The 21,013-nt window shown below is 30.7% G+C and carries 21 protein-coding genes, 1 tRNA gene and 1 other RNA gene; 3 read left to right on the top strand and 20 right to left on the bottom strand.

What is annotated here, in order from left to right:
• Positions 1–2: 2 nt before the first annotated feature.
• Entirely contained in the window at positions 3–1,046 is a 1,044-nt protein-coding gene (locus CAMP5118_RS04730) for an AI-2E family transporter (RefSeq protein WP_263679085.1), read from the bottom strand.
• The gene (ruvB, locus tag CAMP5118_RS04725) at positions 1,036–2,046 is read right to left on the bottom strand and encodes a Holliday junction branch migration DNA helicase RuvB (protein WP_263679086.1); all 1,011 of its coding nucleotides are present in this window, start codon (positions 2,044–2,046) and stop codon (positions 1,036–1,038) included. Before ruvB ends, CAMP5118_RS04730 begins: the two co-directional genes overlap by 11 nt.
• A gap of 87 nt (positions 2,047–2,133) precedes the next feature.
• Here ruvB and CAMP5118_RS04720 point away from each other — a divergent pair, with 87 nt between their 5' ends.
• Positions 2,134–2,544 (top strand): hypothetical protein, encoded by a 411-nt coding sequence (locus CAMP5118_RS04720; protein ID WP_039619086.1) that lies wholly within the window; start codon positions 2,134–2,136, stop codon positions 2,542–2,544.
• A 1-nt stretch (position 2,545) separates the two neighbouring features.
• Positions 2,546–2,904, top strand: a transfer-messenger RNA (tmRNA) gene (ssrA, locus tag CAMP5118_RS04715).
• 5 nt (positions 2,905–2,909) lie between these two features.
• Here ssrA and CAMP5118_RS04710 read toward each other — a convergent pair.
• From CAMP5118_RS04710 to CAMP5118_RS04700, 3 genes are all read right to left on the bottom strand, one after another.
• The gene (locus tag CAMP5118_RS04710; protein ID WP_214135152.1) at positions 2,910–3,131 is read right to left on the bottom strand and encodes a hypothetical protein; all 222 of its coding nucleotides are present in this window, start codon (positions 3,129–3,131) and stop codon (positions 2,910–2,912) included.
• Between the two features lie 120 nt (positions 3,132–3,251).
• On the bottom strand, positions 3,252–4,181 hold the full coding sequence (locus tag CAMP5118_RS04705; RefSeq protein ID WP_039619082.1) for a ribose-phosphate pyrophosphokinase: 930 nt from the start codon (positions 4,179–4,181) through the stop codon (positions 3,252–3,254).
• Between the two features lie 64 nt (positions 4,182–4,245).
• Positions 4,246–4,650, bottom strand: a complete 405-nt coding sequence (locus CAMP5118_RS04700) for an acyl-CoA thioesterase (RefSeq protein WP_039619080.1) — start codon at positions 4,648–4,650, stop codon at positions 4,246–4,248.
• A 64-nt stretch (positions 4,651–4,714) separates the two neighbouring features.
• Between CAMP5118_RS04700 and ciaB the strand changes: the two genes are divergently transcribed.
• The gene (gene ciaB, locus CAMP5118_RS04695; protein WP_263679087.1) at positions 4,715–6,550 is read left to right on the top strand and encodes an invasion protein CiaB; all 1,836 of its coding nucleotides are present in this window, start codon (positions 4,715–4,717) and stop codon (positions 6,548–6,550) included.
• Positions 6,551–6,568: 18 nt separating this feature from the next.
• Here ciaB and CAMP5118_RS04690 read toward each other — a convergent pair whose 3' ends face one another.
• From CAMP5118_RS04690 to pglB, 15 genes are all read right to left on the bottom strand, one after another.
• A complete protein-coding gene (locus tag CAMP5118_RS04690; RefSeq protein ID WP_263679088.1) occupies positions 6,569–6,763 on the bottom strand; it encodes a hypothetical protein in 195 nt (64 codons plus the stop codon).
• Entirely contained in the window at positions 6,756–8,225 is a 1,470-nt protein-coding gene (locus tag CAMP5118_RS04685) for a Y-family DNA polymerase (RefSeq protein WP_337216741.1), read from the bottom strand. The genes CAMP5118_RS04690 and CAMP5118_RS04685 overlap by 8 nt, the downstream gene beginning before the upstream one ends.
• A gap of 83 nt (positions 8,226–8,308) precedes the next feature.
• Positions 8,309–8,398, bottom strand: a tRNA-Ser gene (locus CAMP5118_RS04680).
• A 49-nt stretch (positions 8,399–8,447) separates the two neighbouring features.
• A complete protein-coding gene (locus CAMP5118_RS04675) occupies positions 8,448–9,002 on the bottom strand; it encodes a PepSY-associated TM helix domain-containing protein (protein WP_263679090.1) in 555 nt (184 codons plus the stop codon).
• 62 nt (positions 9,003–9,064) lie between these two features.
• On the bottom strand, positions 9,065–9,775 hold the full coding sequence (pssA, locus tag CAMP5118_RS04670; protein WP_337216740.1) for a CDP-diacylglycerol--serine O-phosphatidyltransferase: 711 nt from the start codon (positions 9,773–9,775) through the stop codon (positions 9,065–9,067).
• Positions 9,772–10,389, bottom strand: coding sequence for a phosphatidylserine decarboxylase (locus CAMP5118_RS04665; protein ID WP_337216739.1), 618 nt, complete (start codon positions 10,387–10,389; stop codon positions 9,772–9,774). Before CAMP5118_RS04665 ends, pssA begins: the two co-directional genes overlap by 4 nt.
• On the bottom strand, positions 10,389–12,311 hold the full coding sequence (gene ftsH / locus CAMP5118_RS04660; RefSeq protein WP_263663426.1) for an ATP-dependent zinc metalloprotease FtsH: 1,923 nt from the start codon (positions 12,309–12,311) through the stop codon (positions 10,389–10,391). Before ftsH ends, CAMP5118_RS04665 begins: the two co-directional genes overlap by 1 nt.
• Positions 12,311–13,147 (bottom strand): 50S ribosomal protein L11 methyltransferase, encoded by an 837-nt coding sequence (locus CAMP5118_RS04655; protein WP_337216738.1) that lies wholly within the window; start codon positions 13,145–13,147, stop codon positions 12,311–12,313. Before CAMP5118_RS04655 ends, ftsH begins: the two co-directional genes overlap by 1 nt.
• A 12-nt stretch (positions 13,148–13,159) precedes the next feature.
• A complete protein-coding gene (locus CAMP5118_RS04650; protein ID WP_039619063.1) occupies positions 13,160–13,537 on the bottom strand; it encodes a chemotaxis response regulator CheY in 378 nt (125 codons plus the stop codon).
• A gap of 113 nt (positions 13,538–13,650) precedes the next feature.
• A complete protein-coding gene (pglF, locus tag CAMP5118_RS04645; RefSeq protein WP_337216737.1) occupies positions 13,651–15,414 on the bottom strand; it encodes a UDP-N-acetylglucosamine 4,6-dehydratase (configuration-retaining) in 1,764 nt (587 codons plus the stop codon).
• 1 nt (position 15,415) lies between these two features.
• A complete protein-coding gene (gene pglE, locus CAMP5118_RS04640; RefSeq protein ID WP_337216736.1) occupies positions 15,416–16,576 on the bottom strand; it encodes a UDP-N-acetylbacillosamine transaminase in 1,161 nt (386 codons plus the stop codon).
• Entirely contained in the window at positions 16,573–17,169 is a 597-nt protein-coding gene (gene pglD / locus CAMP5118_RS04635) for a UDP-N-acetylbacillosamine N-acetyltransferase (RefSeq protein WP_337216735.1), read from the bottom strand. Before pglD ends, pglE begins: the two co-directional genes overlap by 4 nt.
• Positions 17,156–17,758 (bottom strand): undecaprenyl phosphate N,N'-diacetylbacillosamine 1-phosphate transferase, encoded by a 603-nt coding sequence (pglC, locus tag CAMP5118_RS04630; RefSeq protein ID WP_039626890.1) that lies wholly within the window; start codon positions 17,756–17,758, stop codon positions 17,156–17,158. The genes pglD and pglC overlap by 14 nt, the downstream gene beginning before the upstream one ends.
• Entirely contained in the window at positions 17,751–18,878 is a 1,128-nt protein-coding gene (pglA, locus tag CAMP5118_RS04625; RefSeq protein ID WP_337216734.1) for a N,N'-diacetylbacillosaminyl-diphospho-undecaprenol alpha-1,3-N-acetylgalactosaminyltransferase, read from the bottom strand. The genes pglC and pglA overlap by 8 nt, the downstream gene beginning before the upstream one ends.
• Entirely contained in the window at positions 18,875–21,013 is a 2,139-nt protein-coding gene (pglB, locus tag CAMP5118_RS04620) for an undecaprenyl-diphosphooligosaccharide--protein glycotransferase (RefSeq protein WP_337216733.1), read from the bottom strand. The genes pglA and pglB overlap by 4 nt, the downstream gene beginning before the upstream one ends.

The raw sequence follows: 21,013 nt of genomic DNA, 5'->3' as shown, positions 1-21,013 counted from the left end.
TTTTATACAAAATGCTTTTCTTTTAAAATCACATATAATTTTAAAGTAGAAATAAAGAAAGTTAAAATAGCAGGTCCAAGGATAATACCCCAAAAGCCAAAACTTGAAATTCCTGCTATCATCGCAAAGAAAATTAAAAGTTCGTTAATTTGCGTTGGAATTTGAACAAGTTTTTCATTAATCCATTTAATGATATAAGGTTTTACTAAAGTATCTGCGATAAAAGATATCATTACCACGCTATAAATGAAAATCACTAAAGCGCCGCTTAGATTGTTATTTGCAAATTCATATAAAGAAACAGGCACATAAACTAAGGCCCCACCTACCACAGGGATTAAAGAGCTAAAGCAAAATAATATTCCCATTAAAATCGCATCATAACCATAAAATTTAGTAATGATAGCAAAAAGAACCCCTTGTAAAATGGCATTTAGCACCATAGAATAAAACACAACAGACATTACATTGCTCACTTCGCTTAAAATGCCTTGAGTTTCTTCTTTTTTCATAGGTACTATGGTTTTGATATAGCCAATGAGTTGGGCTCCATAAAGATTAGCAAAGAAATAAAACACACAAATTAACACCATATCAGTTAGAAATTTAGTCCCAAATTTAGTTGCACTTGAAAGATAGGTTAAAACATTTTTAGAGATGGAATTTAAATCAATACTTGCTAGCACTTCTTTGATTTTTGGCTCTATAAAGCTTAGAGATTCAGGTAGGTGCAAAGAATAATTTTTAAAATATTCTATGGTATTATGAATATAACTTATATTAAAACCGCTAGCTGCTTTTGCAAGTTCTATAATAGCATATACAAAAGGTATAAAAAATAAAGCTAACATAAAAGCAGTGGTAGCTGCTGCTGCTATGACTTTTTTACCTTTGAATATATTTAAGAATTTAACATTAACATTAGAAGTAGAAACAGCCATTAAACTTGCTATGGCTATATTCATCAAAAAAGGTTTAAATAAAAAAAGCACCCAAAATAAAATAAATAAAATAAAACTAATTAAGAAAAAATTACTACTTTTCATCAAATAAACCCTTGTTGTATTTTAATTTTAAAACATCAAAACTTTTTAAGCTCGCAATACGACCTTTGGCTGTTCTTTCTATATAGCCATTTGCTAGTAAATATGGCTCTATTACATCTTCTATGGTATTTTCATCCTCACTTAATGCTGCAGCTATACTAGAAAGTCCTATGGGCTTTCTTTTGGCTTCAGTTAAAAGCTCTAAATACCGCAAATCCATCGCATCAAAACCAAGTTCATTTACCCCTAAAGAATCAAGCGCTTCTTTAGCTCTTTTTTCACTAATGATTTCTTCATCATTTACATCAGCAAAGTCTCTTACACGCTTAAGCAATCTTAAAGCAATCCTTGGGGTTGAGCGACTGCGTTTGGCTATTTCTAAAGAAGCTTTTTTTTCACAAGTTTTATTAAGCTTTAGAGCTGCTTTTTCTAAAATGATAGCAAGCTCTTCATTTTTATAAAACTCCAAGCGAAATTGCATACCAAAGCGATCGCGCAAAGGATTGCTTAGCATACCTGCTCTTGTAGTAGCACCTATTAAAGTAAATTTGGGTAAATCGATTTTGATTGTTTGTGCAGCAGGACCACTACCTATGATAATATCAAGACGAAAATCTTCCATAGCAGGGTAAAGCACTTCTTCTATGGCAGGGCTTAAGCGATGAATTTCATCGATAAATAAAATATCTCCTTCGCTAAGGTTAGTTAAAATCGCAGCTAAATCCCCGCTTTTTTCTATCATGGGTGCAGCGGTAGTTTTGATATTTGCATTCATTTCATATGAGATAATGTTTGCTAAAGTTGTCTTACCAAGTCCTGCAGGTCCACTAAAAAGGATATGATCTAGACATTCATTTCTTTTTTTAGCAGCTTTGATGAAAACTTCTAAATTTTTTTTAATGTTTTCTTGTCCTATGTAGCCGTCAAAATTTGAAGGTCTAAGGCTTGTTTCATAAGTTTCATCAGGGGAGAATTTTTCAATCTCTACGATTCTATCCATATTTTTTCCATTTTATTTTGTAAGAAATTTTAATTTTATCTAAAATTTGCTAAAATAAACATTTAAACTTAGATTATAGAAGTTTTTATGGGAATTTTAGAGCAATTAGAGTTAGATTACGAGCTTGAAGAAATCGAGCGCTTTTTGTATTTTTTTAGAAGTCTTTGCGATGTTTTAGAGCCTTTGATAGTAAAGCTAAGCAGTGATAGCTCAAAATACAAAGAAGCTTTAAAAGACTTAGAGCAAAATATCCACAACGTGGTTTGGGCTGCTAAAAGATTAAATTTAGATGAGATTGCAAATTTTTGCACATTTTGTGAGGAAATTATGCAAGAAGCAGCTAAATTTGATGGGCCTGCTAGCGATGAATTTGTGGATTGGATGTTTTTAGTGGGTGAGCAGCTTGATAGATATTGCAGTGATTATGAAAAAAATGCTTCTTTTTTAAGCGTATTTAACCCTCAAATTGCAAATGTTCCAGATAAAATTTCTAAATAATGGGGACGACTTGGCTTCGACAGGAGTAGAGTGGCCTTGGTGGCATGTCGCTTTGAGCAAAGCGTATAAAGCTCAAATTAAAATTAAACGCAAACAACGTTAAATTTGCTCCTGCTTACGCTAAAGCTGCGTAAGTTCAGTTGAGCCTGAATTTTAAGTGATACTATCTAGCTTAGAATTTGGTCATTTTTGATAGTGTAGATTGAAATTTGACAAGTTTTGATTGAAGTTAAAGTCTTAGTCTAGCTTGAAATTTTGGAAGGTGAGTTTGGCTAGATGAAATTTTCACCTTTGCTAAGCATGTAGATGCCGTGGTTGTTTTATTTTTGGACAGGGGTTCAATTCCCCTCGTCTCCACCAGTAATTTAGTTTTTATTAACTAGTGCATCTCTTATATCTATGACAAGATAAATTACAAAAAAGCTTAAAAATATCGCAACCAAAGATCCAATAAGTGTTACTAGACCTACTATAAATCCTAGAGTAAACATCAGCGCAATAGAATAAATAATCGCTATAATAAAGCTTAATGCAGCCGCTATATCAAGTATAGTTCTACCAAAATTTAAGATTAAATTTTTAATCATAATAACTCCTTAATTAATAATAATTTATTAATTATAGCAAAATATAGTTTTAATTAATATAAAATTGTAGAATTATTTGAAGTTTAGATTTTCTTTGCAAGGATGGTCCTTGCAAAGAATTTATACAAATAAAGAATTCACACTTTCATTGTGATAAACTCTGCGTATTACCTCGCCAAAAATAGGTGCTACGCTTAGGACTTTGATTTTATCCATTTGTTGTTTTAAAGGTATAGTGTCAGTTACTACTAGCTCATCTAATGCATCTTTGGCTATTCTTTCATAAGCTACACCACTAAGTACAGGGTGAGTACAGCAAGCTATAACTGACTTTGCACCTTTGCTTTTAAATACTTCAGCAGCTTTTACTATGGTTCCTGCTGTATCGATGATATCATCTACTAAAATCACTTCTTTATCTTTTACATCACCGATGACATTCATCACTTCGCTTTCATTAGCTTTTTCACGTCTTTTATCTACTATAACTATATCAAGTCCTAAAGCTTTTGCCACACTTCTAGCTCTTGCTATACCGCCTATATCAGGACTTGCGATGATAGGATTTTTGTAGTTTTTATTTTTAATATAATCATTAAAAATAATACTTCCATAAAGATTATCCACAGGTATATCAAAAAAGCCTTGAATTTGTCCAGCATGTAAGTCTATGGTAGCTACTCTATCCACGCCAGCTGATTCTATAAGATTTGCTACTAATTTTGCAGTAATAGGCACCCTAGGGCTTGCTTTTCTATCTTGTCTAGCATAACCAAAATAAGGGATAATAGCTGTGATAGAGCTTGCACTTGAGCGACGCAGAGCATCTGTCATGATTAAAAGCTCCATTAGATTATCATTTGTTGGAGCACAAGTGCTTTGAATGATAAACACATCTTTACCACGCACGCTTTCATCTATTTGAATGCTAATTTCACCATCGCTAAAACGCTTTACACCCGCATTGCTTAGAGGCAATGAAAGGTATTTTGAGATTTTTTTAGCAAATTCTTCATTTGCCGAACCAGAAAATATTTTATATCCACGCATATATAAGCCTTAGAAAGTTTTTTGTGATGATATAAAAAGTTTTTTAAAAATACAATAAAACATATTAAAAGCCGTGCAATCTTTTTAAATCCGCATCAATAGGAAATTTATTTCCATCTTTATCTACGCTCACATAAGTTACTACAGCTGAAGTTACATGCATACAATACACACGGCCATATTCATTAGCTCTTTGAGTAACTACTTCTACTTCTACGGTGATGGATGTATTACCTGCTTTGATGATTTTTGCATAGCAAGATACCAAATCACCTACGAAAATTGGCTCTTTAAAAATGATTTTATCTACTGCGACCGTGACAACTCTTTGTGGGGAGAGTTCTCTTGCGGCAATGGCTCCAGCTAGATCAATTTGTGACATGATCCAACCACCAAAGATATTACCAGCGGGGTTTGTATTGCTTGGCATAGCTATAACTCTTAGCTTAGGTTCTCCCATATCTTTCATACATTCTCCTTGTGTTTTAAAAAAAACATTATAATTAAGTTTTAAAAATAAAGAAAGGTAAAAAATGAATGATTTTAAGCAAATAGCAAAAATTGTGAAAAATAGGAAACAAAATATCAATAGTCTTTATAATATACTTCAAACTAATCAAAGTCATCCTTTGATAGATAGAGCTTTAGAACTAGCTAATCTTGAAAACGAAAAAAGCAATGTTTTAGCAATGTTACGTCGTTTGGTGGATTTAAAAGAGGAAAATTTAGTCCAAGAGCTTGAGAAAAAAGGTTTAAATGAAGAAGAAATTTCTCAAATAAAATATAAAGTTTTTTCTTTAGTAAGAGCTTTTTATGAAGTAGAACATCAAGATTTAATCGATGAGATTAAGAGTAAAAATTTACTTGATGAGTTTTATTTGGCTTTAGTTCAAGGTGTGCATAATATAGGTGTAGTTATGAATTCTTTTGAGCTTGTTTGGAGTAAGCAAATTTTAGATACAAATAATAAAATCTTAAAAGAACAATTTCCAAATTTAAGCGATGCTTTGGAGTTTTTAAAGCAAAATGAGCTTTATCAGCTTAATCAAGATGGTGAAATTTGTGAAAGAAGCTATGGAGCTTTAGTTAAAATAGGAACACTTTGGAGATTTTTACCTTATGCAAAGGCTTTTGAAAATGAGGTTTTAAAGCTTGAATATGAGTTTGATAAACTTTTAGAAAAACTAAGAAATTGTGCGTTAGATGATGAAAAAAATGCTTATATTGACTATATAGAAAGATTAAAATTTGCATTTTGTGAAAAAGATAATAACGAAGTAGTTAAAAAATGGCAAGAAGCAGAGCTTGCGTGGATGGAAGTAAAATGCCCATTGCAAATTGGCCATCCTTTAGAATACTATGAAGACTCTTACACACATGCAGTAGCACTTGAGTGGGATATACGCTTAGAAGATGTGAGTGATTTTAATGGGAGTGAGTTTAAAGATAAAATCAAAGAAAGCTTTGCAATGGTGTATGCAAATTTAGATGAAGAAGATGAAGCTTTGTTTGATGAGGTAAATTTTAATCTTGAAAAAACTCAGCTTTATATTTGTATGCCTATGATTTTTTATGGAGCAGAGCTTAAGGGGCTTTTTTCTGCTCAAGTAGTGCCAAATGATGAGTATGTAAGCAATATAGCAGGAAAAAAGATCTTTGCTTTTTTAAATTATGTTTATGAAAATGCTAAAACCAAGCCTTTTATGAAGCTTTCTTCTATGGTATTTGAAAAAGAATTTTTAGATTATGGTAGAGAAATTTTATTTTACAATGAAAAATTATGGAAAAGAATTTATGAAGTTTCTACCATAGGTCATGAGTTTGGGCATATTTTCTTTGTGGCAAATGATAGCGAAAAGAAAATGAATGAAAGTGGTGTGTTTAAAAATATAGAAGAGTTTAAAGCTACTGCGGGTGGGCTTGTGAATTTCTTTTTACATGAAGAAGATGATTTAAAGCTTCCTGTATTTTATGAGCTTATTAAAAGGGCTATAGGATTGATTGCTTGGCAAAGAGTAGAGGAGGTTAAGCCTTATTATACAGAAGGTTTGATTCATTTATCATTGTTGTTTAAATCAGGGGTGTTATCTTTTGCAAATGAGAAATTAAATATTAAATTTGATGAAGAAGCTTATGAGAGTTTTAAGGCTGTGTTTATGCAAAATTACTATAAATTAGCAAGACATTATATGTTAAAAGAAGATGCTAAAAATTATTTAGATGAGTTTTGTGTTTTAGAAGATGAGGTGTTTTTACCACTTGATGAAGAGTGTAAGGAATTTGTAAAATACTACTATGAATTACACAAACTTTATGGCAATGAAATTGATGAAAGTGGAGAGTTTGAAAAATACTCTAATACAAAATAAAATTTTATCAAGAAGAACTTAGCTTTCTTCTTGATATTTGCTATTTTCTAATGCTTTTTCCATATCTTTTTGCGTTTTTAAAATCGCTTTACTAAAACCATTTAGCACTGAAAATGGAGCAAATTGCGCCGCTCTTTTTTCTCTTGGTATTGGTGGGAATTGTTTTGATTTTTGATATTTTATATTTATTATATCTTTATAATCATCATGCATTATGTCCTCCTATTAAAGAAGTAATTTCTTTGGTTTCATTATCTAAGCTTGAAGCTTTTAAAATAGCCTTTTTACCAAATTTTTGCATGATTTGAAGTCTTGCTTTTTGAAGTTTTTCTTCTTTTTCAAGTTGATTTTTTTCTTGCAAAATTGCATTAAAATCACTAAATAAATTTAATTCTTGGAAATTTTCTTGTGCTTTGTCTGTGATATTATTTAAACTTAAGCTGATTTTTCTAATGCTTAAGTTTTTATTGCTGATTTTATAAAAAAGTTCCAAGGCTTTTTTATTGATGATTTTTAAAGAATGGGTAAAATTTTCTAAATTTATACTTCCATGAGCATTTTTAGGTATAGTTCTTCCATAATTATCTTTAGCAATAGCTCCTTTATAAGAAGCTAAAAGGTTTGAATTTTCTAAATTGCTTTTATCATATTGTATATCTAGCGTGATATGGTTTGTTTTAAGGTTATTTTGTATAAGTTCAAGCACTAAATGATCGACAAGTTCTTTTAAAACCTTTATTGTTTGATTATTATCATATGCAAAAGGTAAAACCTTAGCCATGACTTTAGAGTGATTTTGTGATTTGTAATTTTTAATATCTTTCATCGTGCAAGTTTCAATACCCCATGCATGATCGATTAATAATTCAGCATTAACACCAAAGTGTTTATAAAGCAAAGCTTCGTGTTTTAAAGAAAATCTTGCAAGATCTCCCATAGTATGAATGTTTAAATTTGCAAGTTTTAAGGCAATGCCTTTACCTATACGCCAAAAATCTTTTAAAGGTTTATGCTGCCATAATTTATATCTGTATAATTTTTCATCTAAAAAGGCTATAAGCAAGCCATTTTCATCTACTTGTTGTCTTTTAGCAAGTATATCCATAGCAATTTTAGCTAAGTATAAATTTGTGCCTATACCTGCTGTTGCAGTGATTTTACTTGTATGTAAAATATCAAGTAAAACCTTAGTAAGTAACTCATAAGCTGATAGTTTGTATTTTTCAAGATAAGAACTAAGATCAATAAAAACTTCATCAATAGAGTATATATGAATATCTTTAGCATCAAAATACTTCAAATAAATGCTGTATATTTTTGTGCTAAATTCTATATAAGTAGCCATTCTGGGCTTGGCGATGATGTAATCTAGTTCTAAATTTAAATCATTTTTAAGTTCTAATGTATCAAAACTTTTAGCTTTAAAGCAGTGTTTTTGAGTTTGTTTTAATCTTTCTTGGTTGATTGAGTGGATTTTTTGTTTAAACTCAAAAAGCCTTAATCTACCAGGTATATTGTAAGTTTTTAGTGCAGGTGAAACTGCTAGTATGATGGTTTTATCTGTTCTTGATTTATCTGCTACAATAAGATTAGTTGTTAAAGGATCTAAATTTCTTAAAACACACTCAGCTGAAGCGTAAAAAGATTTCAAATCAATAGAAGCATAAATTTGCATAGTATGTGAGCTTGCCTTTAAATTTATTATAATTATAACAGTAAAATTATTAAAATAGATGAAAGGAAATGGATTTTATAAGGTGGCGGACAGAGAGGGATTTGAACCCTCGAGACCCGTTAAGATCTGCACCCTTAGCAGGGGTGTGGTTTCAGCCACTCACCCATCTGTCCGTATTAAAAGGGAAAGTATATCTTATTGTTTATAAGATATACCTTAAATTTATACACTAAGATAAGCTATGATTAAAGTTATAACAAAACCAGCGCTTAAAACTGCGATTTGTTTACCCCTGTCTTTGCGTATAGCTATGATAGTGATTAAAAGTCCTGAAATATAAAGGATTATCATAGCAAGTGCAAAAGCTAGTCCAAGAACAGAAAAATACCACATGCCTTTATCTTTGTGAAGTAAAATCATATTTCCAAGTAAACTTCTTTCTTTTGTGATAATTTCATAATTATTTTCATCTATTTTGACAATACTTGCAGTATAGTTTATAGTGCCAAGCTCTATTCCATCGCCTTTTTTGTTAAGTTTTGGTTCCAAAGATGAAGGAAGTTTTAAGTTATTTTTCTTTAAAAAATCAATTAAAAATTCAGCTTCAGCGCCTTCTTGGACAATGGCTTGAACTTTTTGAGTTTGAATTTTAGCTCCACTTTCCCCATCAAAACCAGCTATATAAGCAAAACCAGTAACAGCATATAAAAATGCTAGTGGTAAGAAAAATAAGCTAATGTAAATGTGAATTTGTCTGAATAATTTGTTTTTATTCATTTTTACTCCTTTTTGAAAATAATGAGAAGTATATTGTTAAAAAGTGAAGTGAAAATAAAATTTTAATCTTTTTTAAATTTACGAGCTAGAGTAAAAAAACTTCGAATGATTCCATAAAGTACATATAAGCTTGCGACGATTAACGCACTTTCTAAAAAATACAAATAAAGCATGGAAAATAAGATTACTAAAAGGATTAATACTTTTAAAACATTTGCCCGTTTTAAATCAATTTTTTTAAAACTTGGATATCTTATATTGCTTACCATTAAAAAAGCTAAAAGCATTTGAATACATACTATCATCAAAGAAAAATCACGTAAAAAATCATAATATAAATAAGCACTTACCCATAAAGCACTTACAATTGCAGCTGTTGGTATAGGAAGTCCTATAAAAACTGAAGGTTCATAAGTACCTGTGGTGACATTAAATCTTGCTAAGCGTATAGCGCCAAAAACTACAAATAAACCGGCTATTAAGGAGCCAAAACGATCATATTCATAACCTATACTCATATAAAAAAGCATAGCAGGTGCAACACCAAAGGCTATTAAATCTGCTAGTGAGTCAAACTCAACTCCAAATTTAGAAGTAGAATTAGTAGCTCTTGCAACGCGTCCATCCAAGCCATCACAAATTAATGATAAAATGATATAAATTAATGCCTTATCAAAATTTTGATTAATAGAAGCAATCACTGAAATAATGCCTAAAAATATGGAAGCAGCTGTAAAAAGATTAGGTAAAATATAAATTAGTTTAAAATTCATGGATTTAAATACCCTATCAATGCACCAATGCGTACTTTATCGTTTTCATTTACGCAAATTCTAGTATCTTTTGGAAGCAATAAACTCACACTGCCATCAAACATAAAACCTATATTTTGTCCATGGTTTAAATGATGACCAAAATCATCAATATGAACTTTTCTATTTAAGGCGCCAAAAATGATGCGTAATGCCCATTGTTTGCCTTTAGAATGTGCTAAAAATAGCATTCTTTCGCCCATTAAATTTGTATTTTTCATAAATGGACATAAAAAAAGTCCGTGTCTTGGTCTAGTTTCTTCTATATCCATATTAAGTGGAGCTATGATGCTGCCTTGATGGGTGATATTGTTTATAATTTGCACTTCTATGCATTCGCCAAGCTCTTTATATGAGCTTGTTTTAATGCATTTTATTTTTCCTTCTATAGGAGCTATGATAGTATTTGGATCTGCTATATAATCGATTTTACTAGCTCTAAAAAGGCAAGCAAAAAGTATAAAAATACACCATAAAAGCCAAGAAAATCCCCATATAAATTGAGCTATTGCAAAAACTATAGCTAGAACTATGAGTAAATTCCAGCCAGCCTTTGCAATAAAATTTGTTTTCATTAGTTATCCTTAGTAACTTCTTGCTCTTTTTCTTCTAAGCGCGTTGGAAGATTGTTTTCTTCTTCATAGTTTTTAATAATCTCTCTTACTTTAGCACCATCAATAGTTTCTTCTTCATAAAGTGCTTGTACCATTACTTCTATAGCACCGCTATAAGTTTTTAAAATTTCTTTTACACCCGCATAGCGTTCATCTAAGGTTTTCTTCACATACTCATCTAAATCTTGAGCCATTTTATCAGAATAATCTTTGATAGTTTGTCCACCACTTAAGAAAGTATTTCTTTGTTTTTCAAGCACCATTAAACCTGCAATTTCACTCATACCATACATAGAAATCATAGCTTTTATGATGTCAGTTGCACGTTCAAGGTCATTGCTTGCACCAGTTGAAATTTCTTTAATGAAAATTTCTTCAGCTGCACGTCCACCTAAAAGTACATCAACTTCAGCCAAAAGCTCATGTTTTTGCATTAAAAATTTATTTTCTTCAGGAGTATTGAGCGTATATCCTAAAGCTGCTAAACCACGCGGTATAACAGAAACTTTACTTACTTTTTTAGCACCTTTTGTGGTTTCAGCGATTAAAGCATGGCCACATTCATGATAAGTTACGATTTTTTTCTCTTTATCATTAATTCTACGTGATTTTTTCTCAAGTCCTGCTATAGCTCTTTCTACTGCTTCAACTAAGTCTTTTTGTTCTACATGTTTTTTAGAATCTCTACCTGCAAGTAAAGCTGCTTCGTTAATGATATTTGCTAAATCAGCACCCGCAAGACCTGCTGTTAATCTTGCGATATCTTCTACTTTTACTTCAGGTGAAATTTTAACATCTTTCATATGAACTTTTAAAATATCACATCTGCCTTTAAAATCAGGCTTATCTACTAAAACTTGTCTATCAAAACGTCCTGGTCTAAGTAATGCTGCATCTAAGACTTCAGGACGGTTTGTCGCTGCTAGTACTATTACTGGCGAGCTTTCAGTACCAAAGCCATCCATTTCTGCTAGAAGTTGATTTAAAGTTTGCTCTCTTTCATCATTTCCACCCATCATGCCACTTGCTGCGCGTGATTTGCCTATAGCATCAATTTCATCTATAAATACAATAGCTGGAGCTTCTTTTTTAGCATTTTCAAATAAATCTCTAACCCTACTAGCTCCAACACCCACAAACATTTCTATAAAAGATGAACCTGAGACGCTAAAAAATGGTACATCAGCTTCGCCTGCCACTGCTTTTGCAAGTAAAGTTTTACCCGTACCTGGAGGGCCTACAAGCAAAAGTCCTTTTGGAATTTTTGCTCCAAGATTGATATATCTTTCAGGATATTTTAGAAAATCAACTATTTCTTTAACTTCTTCTTTTGCTTCCTCAACACCTGCAACATCATTGAATTTAACTTTTGGTTTTTCTGAATTTACAAGTTTTTTAGAGCTTCCTATACCAAGTATAGATCCGCCCATATTTTTTTGCATACGAGAGGCTAAAAACATCCATATACCAAAGAAAATAAATACCGGTAAAACCCAAGAAAGCAAGATATCTATAAACCAATTACTCTCGTTAAAAGCTCCATAAGAAACGCCTTTTGAATCAAGTAAAGGCACAAAAGTAGCATCATTTGGAACTTTTTTAGTAATATATACCATATTTCCTGCTTTAGACACAGCTTTTATGGTGGTTTGGCCTATATTAACTTGGGCAATTTGATTATTTTCAATTAGAGTTTTTAATTCAGAATAAGTAACTTTTTTGGTATTTTCTCCGCCCATAATACCCATGCTACCATCATCTGAAAATCCTTTAAATAAAAGAATCATCACAATGGCAAAAATAGCGAAAATAAAAATAGGGTTTTTATTGAAAAAGCTATTATTGTTTGGATTATCTTTTGGTTCGTTTGGTTTTTTATTCATTATTTTGTTTCCTTTTTGTAAGCTAAACTCAACCACTCTCCTTTGTGTTTACATTCTAACAAAGTCAAATTTTTGAATTTATCTTTAATTCTTTCTTCATATTTGTTTAAAATACCAGATAAGATTAAAATTCCACCTTCTTTGGTTTTTTCTTTAAGATCTTTTTCTAGTATGATTAAAATATCAGCAATGATATTTGCCACAACTATATCATATTTATGTAAGCTTTTATTAATAGAACCTACCCAAATATCATCAAAACTAACTTGATTTAATTTTGCATTTTCCTTGCTTGCAACTATGGCTAGCTCATCTGTATCACAAGCTTGCACTTTAGCTCCAAGCTTTGCCATGATGATACTTAAAATCCCACTTCCACAGCCTACATCTAAGCAAAATTTAGAATCATTTGTGTATTTTTGTAAAAATTCTATACAAGTGTAAGTGCTTTCATGATGTCCTGAGCCAAAAGCTAGGGCAGGGTCTATAATGATATTGATTTTATCTTGTATAGCTTCTTGCCAAGTGGTGTGAATGTGGATATTGTCAATGGTTAAAGCTTGTATGCCTTTTTTATACTCTTCTATCCAGTTTTTATTTTCTTTTTTTTCTAAATTAGAATGAAAATAAATCTTAGTATTAAATTTTTCACATAATTTTTGATGAAAGCTTTGCAAGGCTATTTGAATGAGTTTTATATCTTCTTCTGATCGTATATAAACGCCATCATTCTTTTCTTCTATGGCATCTATATCTAGAGAAAAAACAAGATCAAGGAATAAATCTAAATATTCCTTGTCTGTTTGAAAAAAAAGTTCGTAATAATGTGTTTGCATAAAAACTTATAATCAGCCTTCGTTTGTTCCTAAAACATCTTCAAGTTTTTCTTTTAATACTTGAGGTGTAAAAGGTTTTACAATATAGTTATTTACACCTGCTTTTAAAGCTGTGATAACTTCTGCCTTACCACCTTCTGTAGTTACCATGATAATAGGCATATCAGCATATTTTTCTTCCGCTCTTACTTTTTTTACTAATTCTAAGCCGTTCATTTCAGGCATATTCCAGTCAGTAATTAAAATTTTAATATCATCATTTTGTGAAAGCAAATCCCAAGCTTCAACTCCATGTTCAGCTTCTAAAACATCTTTATGACCTAATCTTACAAGAGTGTTTTTGATTATTCTTCTCATGGTAGAACTATCATCAACTACTAATAACTTCACTTTTTTTCCTTTGTCTTGATGTAATTACATAAAAGTGTAATTGTATCGTTTTTATTTTTATTAATCAATTAAAAGTTTATATTATACCATTTAAAAATAAAATTAGAATTTAATTACTCTCCATTTTTGTTATGATTAAACTCAGGCACAATTTCCTTTAAAACTTTTGCAGGATCTGTGCTTTGGAGTAATCTTTCTATTTCTTGATTTAAAATTTTTAAATCTTTAATTTCACTAGTGGTAACAAATATACTTTCATATTGAGTTTTCAAATCATCTTCATGGATTAAAAGCTCTTCGTAAAGTTTTTCACCTTTTCTTAGTCCAGTGATTTTAATTTCTAACTTTTTATTAGAAAGTAAAAGCATTTTTTTAGCTAAATCCATGATTTTAACAGGCTCACCCATATCAAGTACAAATAACTCCCCACCTTTGGCAATAGCTGCAGCTTGTAAAACAAGCTGCACAGCCTCATCTACTAGCATAAAATAACGCACTATATCAGGATGAGTAAGAGTAAGTGGCTCATTAGCCGCAATTTGAGCTTTAAATTTAGGTATAACACTTCCACTTGAGCCTAAAACATTGCCAAAACGTACACAAGCTACTTCAAAATTTTCACAACTTGAACTTAGTGCATAAAGCTCACAAATTCTTTTTGTACAACCCATGATATTAGTCGGTCTTACAGCTTTATCAGTGCTTATCATAACAAATTTAGCAACCTTGTAAGCTTTTGCAAGATCGATTAAATTTTTAGTACCTATGATATTATTTAAAATAGCTGAATGTGGATTTTGCTCACACAAAGGCACGTGTTTATAAGCTGCTGCATGCAAAATCAAATCTATGTTTTTTTCTTGTAAAAGTTTTTCTAGAGCCTCTTTGTCTAATATACTCATCATAATAGGCTCGATTTTTTCTTTATGCAAGCTTAATTCTTCATTGATTTTATATAAATTATACTCACTATGATCAAGCATGATTAAGTGTTTTGCGCCAAATTTAATGCATTGTTTACAAAGCTCGCTTCCTATAGTCCCACCAGCCCCACTAACTAAAACTACCTTATCTTTGATAAAATCAATCACGCAAGCATTATCTAAATCTTTTGGCTTACGTGCTAATAAATCTTCAATGCTTATATCTCTTGCTTCATTTTGTGTAAAAGAAAAAAGTTTTATATCATTAATCCCATAAGCAATAAGCTCATCAAAAAGCTTTTTGAGTTCTTCTTGCTCAAGTTTTAAAGCAATGATAGCAGTATGAATACCTTCGGCAGTATATTTTCTAATAGCTTCTTTTTCTTCAACTATAAATTTATCACAATAAGTACCTATTAAATTTTTACGCTCATCTACCACAGCTACGGGGAAAAGTCCTAAGCTTCCTTCTTTGGCTCCTTTTAATAAATGTAAAGCCTTTGAAGTGGCACCAACTACTATACAAGGATGTTCTTCATTATATTTTGGTTTTCTAAAATCAACTATCATTCTTTTGCTTATACGCAAACTTCCAATTAACATGCAAGATAAAACAAAGTCTATTCCTATAACGCTTCTTGGAAAAGGGTTAAAAAAATCATCATAAAAATAATAAATTGCTAAAAATACAAGTTCAGCTAAAGCTAAAGCAATGACTAATTTACGTGCTTCATTAAGTGAGAAAAATCTCCAAGCAACTTGATAAATTCTAAAAAAAGCTAGAAAAATGATTTTAAGTAAAATCAAAATCACAGCACTTTTCAACATACCTTCATAAAATTCACTTGGGATGTCTGCACTAAAGCGTAAAGAAAAAGACAAATAAATACTTATAACAAAAAGTAAAATATCAGCGCCTAGGAAAAAACCTAAGCGTTTGCTTTTATAATCCATCTTAGTCCTTTAAGGTGTTTAAGATTAAAGTAGAAACTTCCTCTACATCAGCTTTACTCATAGTAGTTGCGCTTGGAAGGCAAATTCCATTGCTAAAGAAAAACTCACTATTGCCATTTAAGTAAGCATCGCAGCCTTTGTAAAGTTCTTGTAAATGCATAGGCTTCCAAAGCGGACGACTTTCGATTTTGTTATCTTTTAAAACTTGTATGATTTTTAAAATTTTATCTTGAATTTGAACATTTTTATTTTCACATATACAATGTTTTTCATAAGTATTAAGTTTATTTAAATCAAAATCAAGTAAGGCAGTACTTAGCCAGCGATTTGACTTGGTATTTTCAAGTTCATCTAAAAAAGTAAAAGTTTCACTTAAAAATTCTTTATACCAGCTATAAATTTCACGCTTTTTACTCACTCTTTCTTCTAAAACTTCCATTTGAGCAGTACCGATTGCACCTAAGATATTACTCATTCTATAATTATAGCCATATTCTTTATGCTCATAATGAAGACAATTTTCTCTAGCTTGAGTGCTATAAAATCTTGCTTTTTCAAGATTGGTATGATTTTCACTTACAAGCATACCACCGCCACCTGTTGTGATGATTTTATTACCATTAAAAGAATATACCCCAAAATCTCCAAAAGTACCTAAAGCTTTATTTTTGTAAAAACTTCCCAAAGCTTCAGCAGCATCTTCGATTAAAAAAATCTCATTTTCTTTACAAATTTGGACAATCTCATCCATTTTAGAAGCATTACCATAAAGGTGTGTTAAAATGAGAGCTTTTGGTTTTTTAGGGCTTTCTTTGATAGCTTTTTTTAATAAATTGACATCTAAATTATAAGTTTCATCACAATCAATAAACACAGGCGTAGCGTTCATATAAGAAATAGGCGCTACTGAAGCTATGAAAGTAAAACTTGAAGCTAAAACTACATCACCTTCTTTGATGCCCAAAACTCTTAAAGCTAAATGAATAGCTGCAGTGGCTGCATTTAGAGCAAGTGCGTTAGAACTTTTTGTATAATCTTTAATACTTTGTTCTAAGGCATTAACAAACTCACCCAAAGGTGCTATATAATTACTTTCAAAAGCTTTATGTATATATTCTAATTCTTTTCCACTCATATGTGGTGCTGATAGAAAAAATCTCATTTTACCTCCTTTATTTTCTTAGCAGGAACTCCGGCATAAATGCCTTTAGAAGTTAAGTTTTTAACCACAACTGCTCCTGCGCCTAAGGTTATTTCATCATTTAAACTCATACAAGGAATAACGCTTGAATTAACTCCCAAAAAACAACGTTTTCCTATTTTTACATTTCCTGTTAGTTTAGCTCCAACGCTAATATGGCTAAACTCATCTACAAAACACTCATGCTCAATCACACAAGCAGTATTTAAAATCACACCTTTTGCAATGCTAGCTTTAGCATTAACTACGACATTTGGCATGATTAAAATACCCTCATCATCTAAAAAAGCACTTGGGCTAATAATAGCACTTTTGTGTATCAAATTTACTAATCTAAATCCATCTTCTTTTGCTTTTTTGAAAAGTTTTTCTCTAATAGAGTTTGCGCCAATAGCAATAAACATATCGTGTTTTTCTAAATTGGAGTGATATTTTAAGCCTTTATTATCATCTAAAAAGATGATTTTTTCATACCCTAAATTTCTAGCTACATCAGCACAGACTAAACCATGCCCACTAGAACCATATATATAAATACTTTTAGTTGTGTCCATTGAATTTATCCGTTGTAGCTACTCCTTCTTTATTAACCCCACTTCTTTTTAAAACTTTAATAATGGTCATAAAAAAGATTTTAAGATCAAATAAAAAAGAGCAATTTTGCACATATTCTACATCATATTTAAATTTTTGCTCCCAAGAAATAGCATTGCGTCCATTGATTTGCGCCCAACCTGTAATGCCTGGTCTTACATCGTGGCGTTTTTTTTGCTCTTGATTGTATAAGGGCAAGTATTCTACAAGTAAAGGTCTTGGGCCTATGAAGCTCATATCGCCTTTTAATACATTAAAAAGCTGTGGTAATTCATCTAAGCTCAAGCTTCTAACTAGTTTGCCAAAAGGCTTTAAGCGTAATTCGTCAGGAAGTAATTCTCCATTTTCATCGGTTTCATCACTCATGGTTTTAAATTTATAAATATAAAAAATTTTTTCATTTAATCCTGGTCTTGCTTGTTTAAAAAGCACACTTCCTTGAACAATTTTTAAAACAATGCCAATAAGCACTATAAAGGGTAAAAAAATAATCAATAAAATCAAAGCCAAAAAAAAGTCAAAAACACGCTTTAAACCATTTTTATACATTTATAAAACCCCTATAAAAATCAAGATATTTCAAAGCTATGATATTTTCATCATAATTTTGCGCTCTAAGAAAAGCATTTTGTGCTAAAGTATTTTTTAGTTTTTCATCTTCTAGTAAAACTGCGATTTTTTCGGCTAAATCTTTACTATCTTTGCATTTACAAATTAAACCATCTATGGCATTATCCACTGCCTCAATGCAACCCTCAGCATCACTTACCACGCACGCTTTTTTACAAGCTTGTGCTTCTAAAACCGTTCTTGGATAGCCTTCTTTATAGCTTGGTAAAACAAAAATATCGCATAAATTTAATAAATGTGCAATATCACTTCTTGCGCCAAGATAAAAAACATCATTTGAGTTTAAAAATTCTAATGGTGCACAAGATTTATTATCATCTCTTCCACCCACTAAAACAAAATTTGCCTTATCTTTTAAAATTTGACTTGCTTCATAAAATTCTTTAATACCTTTATGCCAAAGCGCTCTTGAAATCATTAAAACGATAGGCTTATTGGGCATATTGTGTTCTTTTAAAAAAGCTTGTTTTTCTTCTGTGCTAATTTTTAAAGGTAAAAATTGTTTTAAATTTAGCCCTACGGATTTGATGATTTTGATTTTTTCTTCTTTTAAGCCTAAATTTTTCATAAATAAAGCATTGCTTTCGTTGACAAAAATAAAACCATTAGCAAGTTTAAAAGAAATTTTATAAAGTAAATTAATACTCATTCTTACTAATTTGCTTTTAAAATCATCATCTATATAAAAACTTCCTAAGCCTTCAACCAAACCAAAAGTATATTTAATGCCCGCCATTTTAGCTGCTATGATACCTGTTGTATTGCTTTTGTGGGCACTTGTTTGTAAAAGATCTAAATTTAAACTTTTGAGTGTATTTTTTAAACTAAGTAGATTTTTAAAAACAATCAAAGGATTGACACTTGATCTAGCTAAATCATAAAAACAAACCTTATAGCCTAGTTCTTGTAATTTAATAGCAAAATCATCTTTTGGAGTGATGATTATAACTTCATGATTATTTTTTTCTAAAGCCCTAATGAGTGCAAGACGAAAATAATACACACTCATTGCGCTATGGGTTAAAATTCCTATTTTCATCTTTTTAGCCTATAAATTTTTGCTCTTGCATCATTAGTGACTTGTTCAAATAAATCTTGATCATATTGATTTAATAAAAACATTTGTATGTAGGCACTATTATAAAGACTTTCATCTAAAATCACAAAGCTTTTATATTCTCTTAAAAAGAGCAAATAAATTTGAGCTTTTGAATCAATTTCATTGTAATAAAATTTGCCATTAGTGATAGATTCTATATCCACAAAAGCTTTTAAAGGTATACTTGCACCTTCTACTTTTAAAGCTCTAAAATCATTAATAATTTCTACTCCATTATCAAGCATAACAGAACCTGTGGTTTTATCTTGAGCTATGGCATTAGCTTGGGAGAAAAATAAACTTTTTTCTTGCTCTCCATTGTCAGGATTTGTATTTGCAAATTGTGCTACCACAGGCATGATACGCAACATTCTATAAGGCATATAAATATATACATCTCTAGTTTTATTGGTATCAAATTTAAAATCTTTATCATTTAAACTTTCTAAAAAATCTTTAGCACTTGTTTGGTTATAATCTTTAACCATAGCTTTTAAAACATCAGGATAGTTTTCTTTGAAAGATTTTTCAGTGTATTCTACGCTAAGTCTTGCCATATTGGCTGCTGGAATTTGTTCTTTGCTTAAGACAAAAGATGAGAAAAAATTATCTTTTCCTAGGTGTTTTCCACCATCGATTAAGGTTTTTACATCGCTATAATAGCGTATTGGATAACCATAATCCCACCAAGCAACAACATAATCTTCTCTTTGAGCTTTATTTTTTAAATCATTTAAAATACTAGCTTCATAAGAAGTAAAAACAGTAGAGGATTTATAATAATAAATATGCATCAAAGCAGGGCTTATGCTAAAAAATGCAATGAGTATGAGTAAGATATTTTTATTTCTTAGACTAAGTTTGATTTGTTTTTTTTCTAAAAAATTAAAAAATACATATAAAAAATACCCAAAACCCAAAGCCATCACAGGAACTGCATAAATAGTAAATCTAAGTCCAGCTCTTAAAGCCATAAAACCTAGTGCAAGCATAGGTAAAGCCAAAAGCATACTTTTGTGATCTTTGCAAAGTAAGATAAAACCTATAAAAGAAAGGATAAATACTAAAACACTAGAGCTAATTCTTTGCATAAATACTTCAGGATCGATAGTATTTACTTCCATAATGGTTTCATTGACATTAAAATACACAAAGGCAGCATCTTTTAAATTTTGTACATCAGAAGCTTTAAAAACGTAAAATTTAAGTTGATATAAAACAGGATCTAAGCCACCACTTAAATGTAAAATCAAAATGCTAATAAAAATCAAAGCCCAAATCATATAAAAATTAATTTTTTCTTCTTTAAAAGCAAAAATAGCAAATAATAATACAATCAAAGCAAGTTTATATTGCCATGCTAGCATACTTAAAGCTATGATCATCAAAGCAATAGCTAGATAAAAAATCTTTTCTTTTCTATGAAATACTAAAGTATAAAGTCCAAAAAGTCCTATCATAGCAAAATTTAAAGAATAACTTGATGGATACCACCACAAATAAATCATGATGAAAATTGGACTTAAAAGTAGGGTGAAAATGTCTTTATTAATAGTTAAGCGTATAAAAGTAAGTAAAATAAGCATTGGTAAAACTAATACTAGCATATCTGTATCATAATACCCACTCATAGTGCGGTTATAATAACTATTTGCAATGCTTCCAAGTAAGGCTGCTATAAAGCCATAGGTAGTGAGTTTATACTCTCTTGCGATTAATATAATAGGCACAACAATCAAAGAAGCAAAAAAAGTACTCATATATAAAATAATACTTTCAAAGCTAAAAGGCAAAATACTATAAAGCCAGTAAGTCAAAGTAGAAAGTGAGCTTCCAAAATAAGATAAGTCATTAGGTTGATGAAAACCTGCTATCATATCTCTTGCACCTTCTGCAAAAGCATAGCCATCATTAGTGGTAATCATGAGTTGATCGTTAAAGAAAAACTCATAAAACTCACTTGCCCAAGCTACCCAGTATAATCTACACAAAACACTAAAAGCAAAGGCTATAAGGATTAAAATACAGGTATATTTTATAGAATTATTATCAGTGAAATTTTGTTGTAGTTTCAT

The sequence above is a fragment of the Campylobacter sp. LMG 7929 genome, assembly GCF_024723595.1.
Taxonomy (GTDB): Bacteria; Campylobacterota; Campylobacteria; order Campylobacterales; family Campylobacteraceae; genus Campylobacter_D.
The sequence above is the reverse complement of the archived record's forward strand: the minus strand, read 5'-3'. Positions and strand labels throughout refer to the sequence as shown.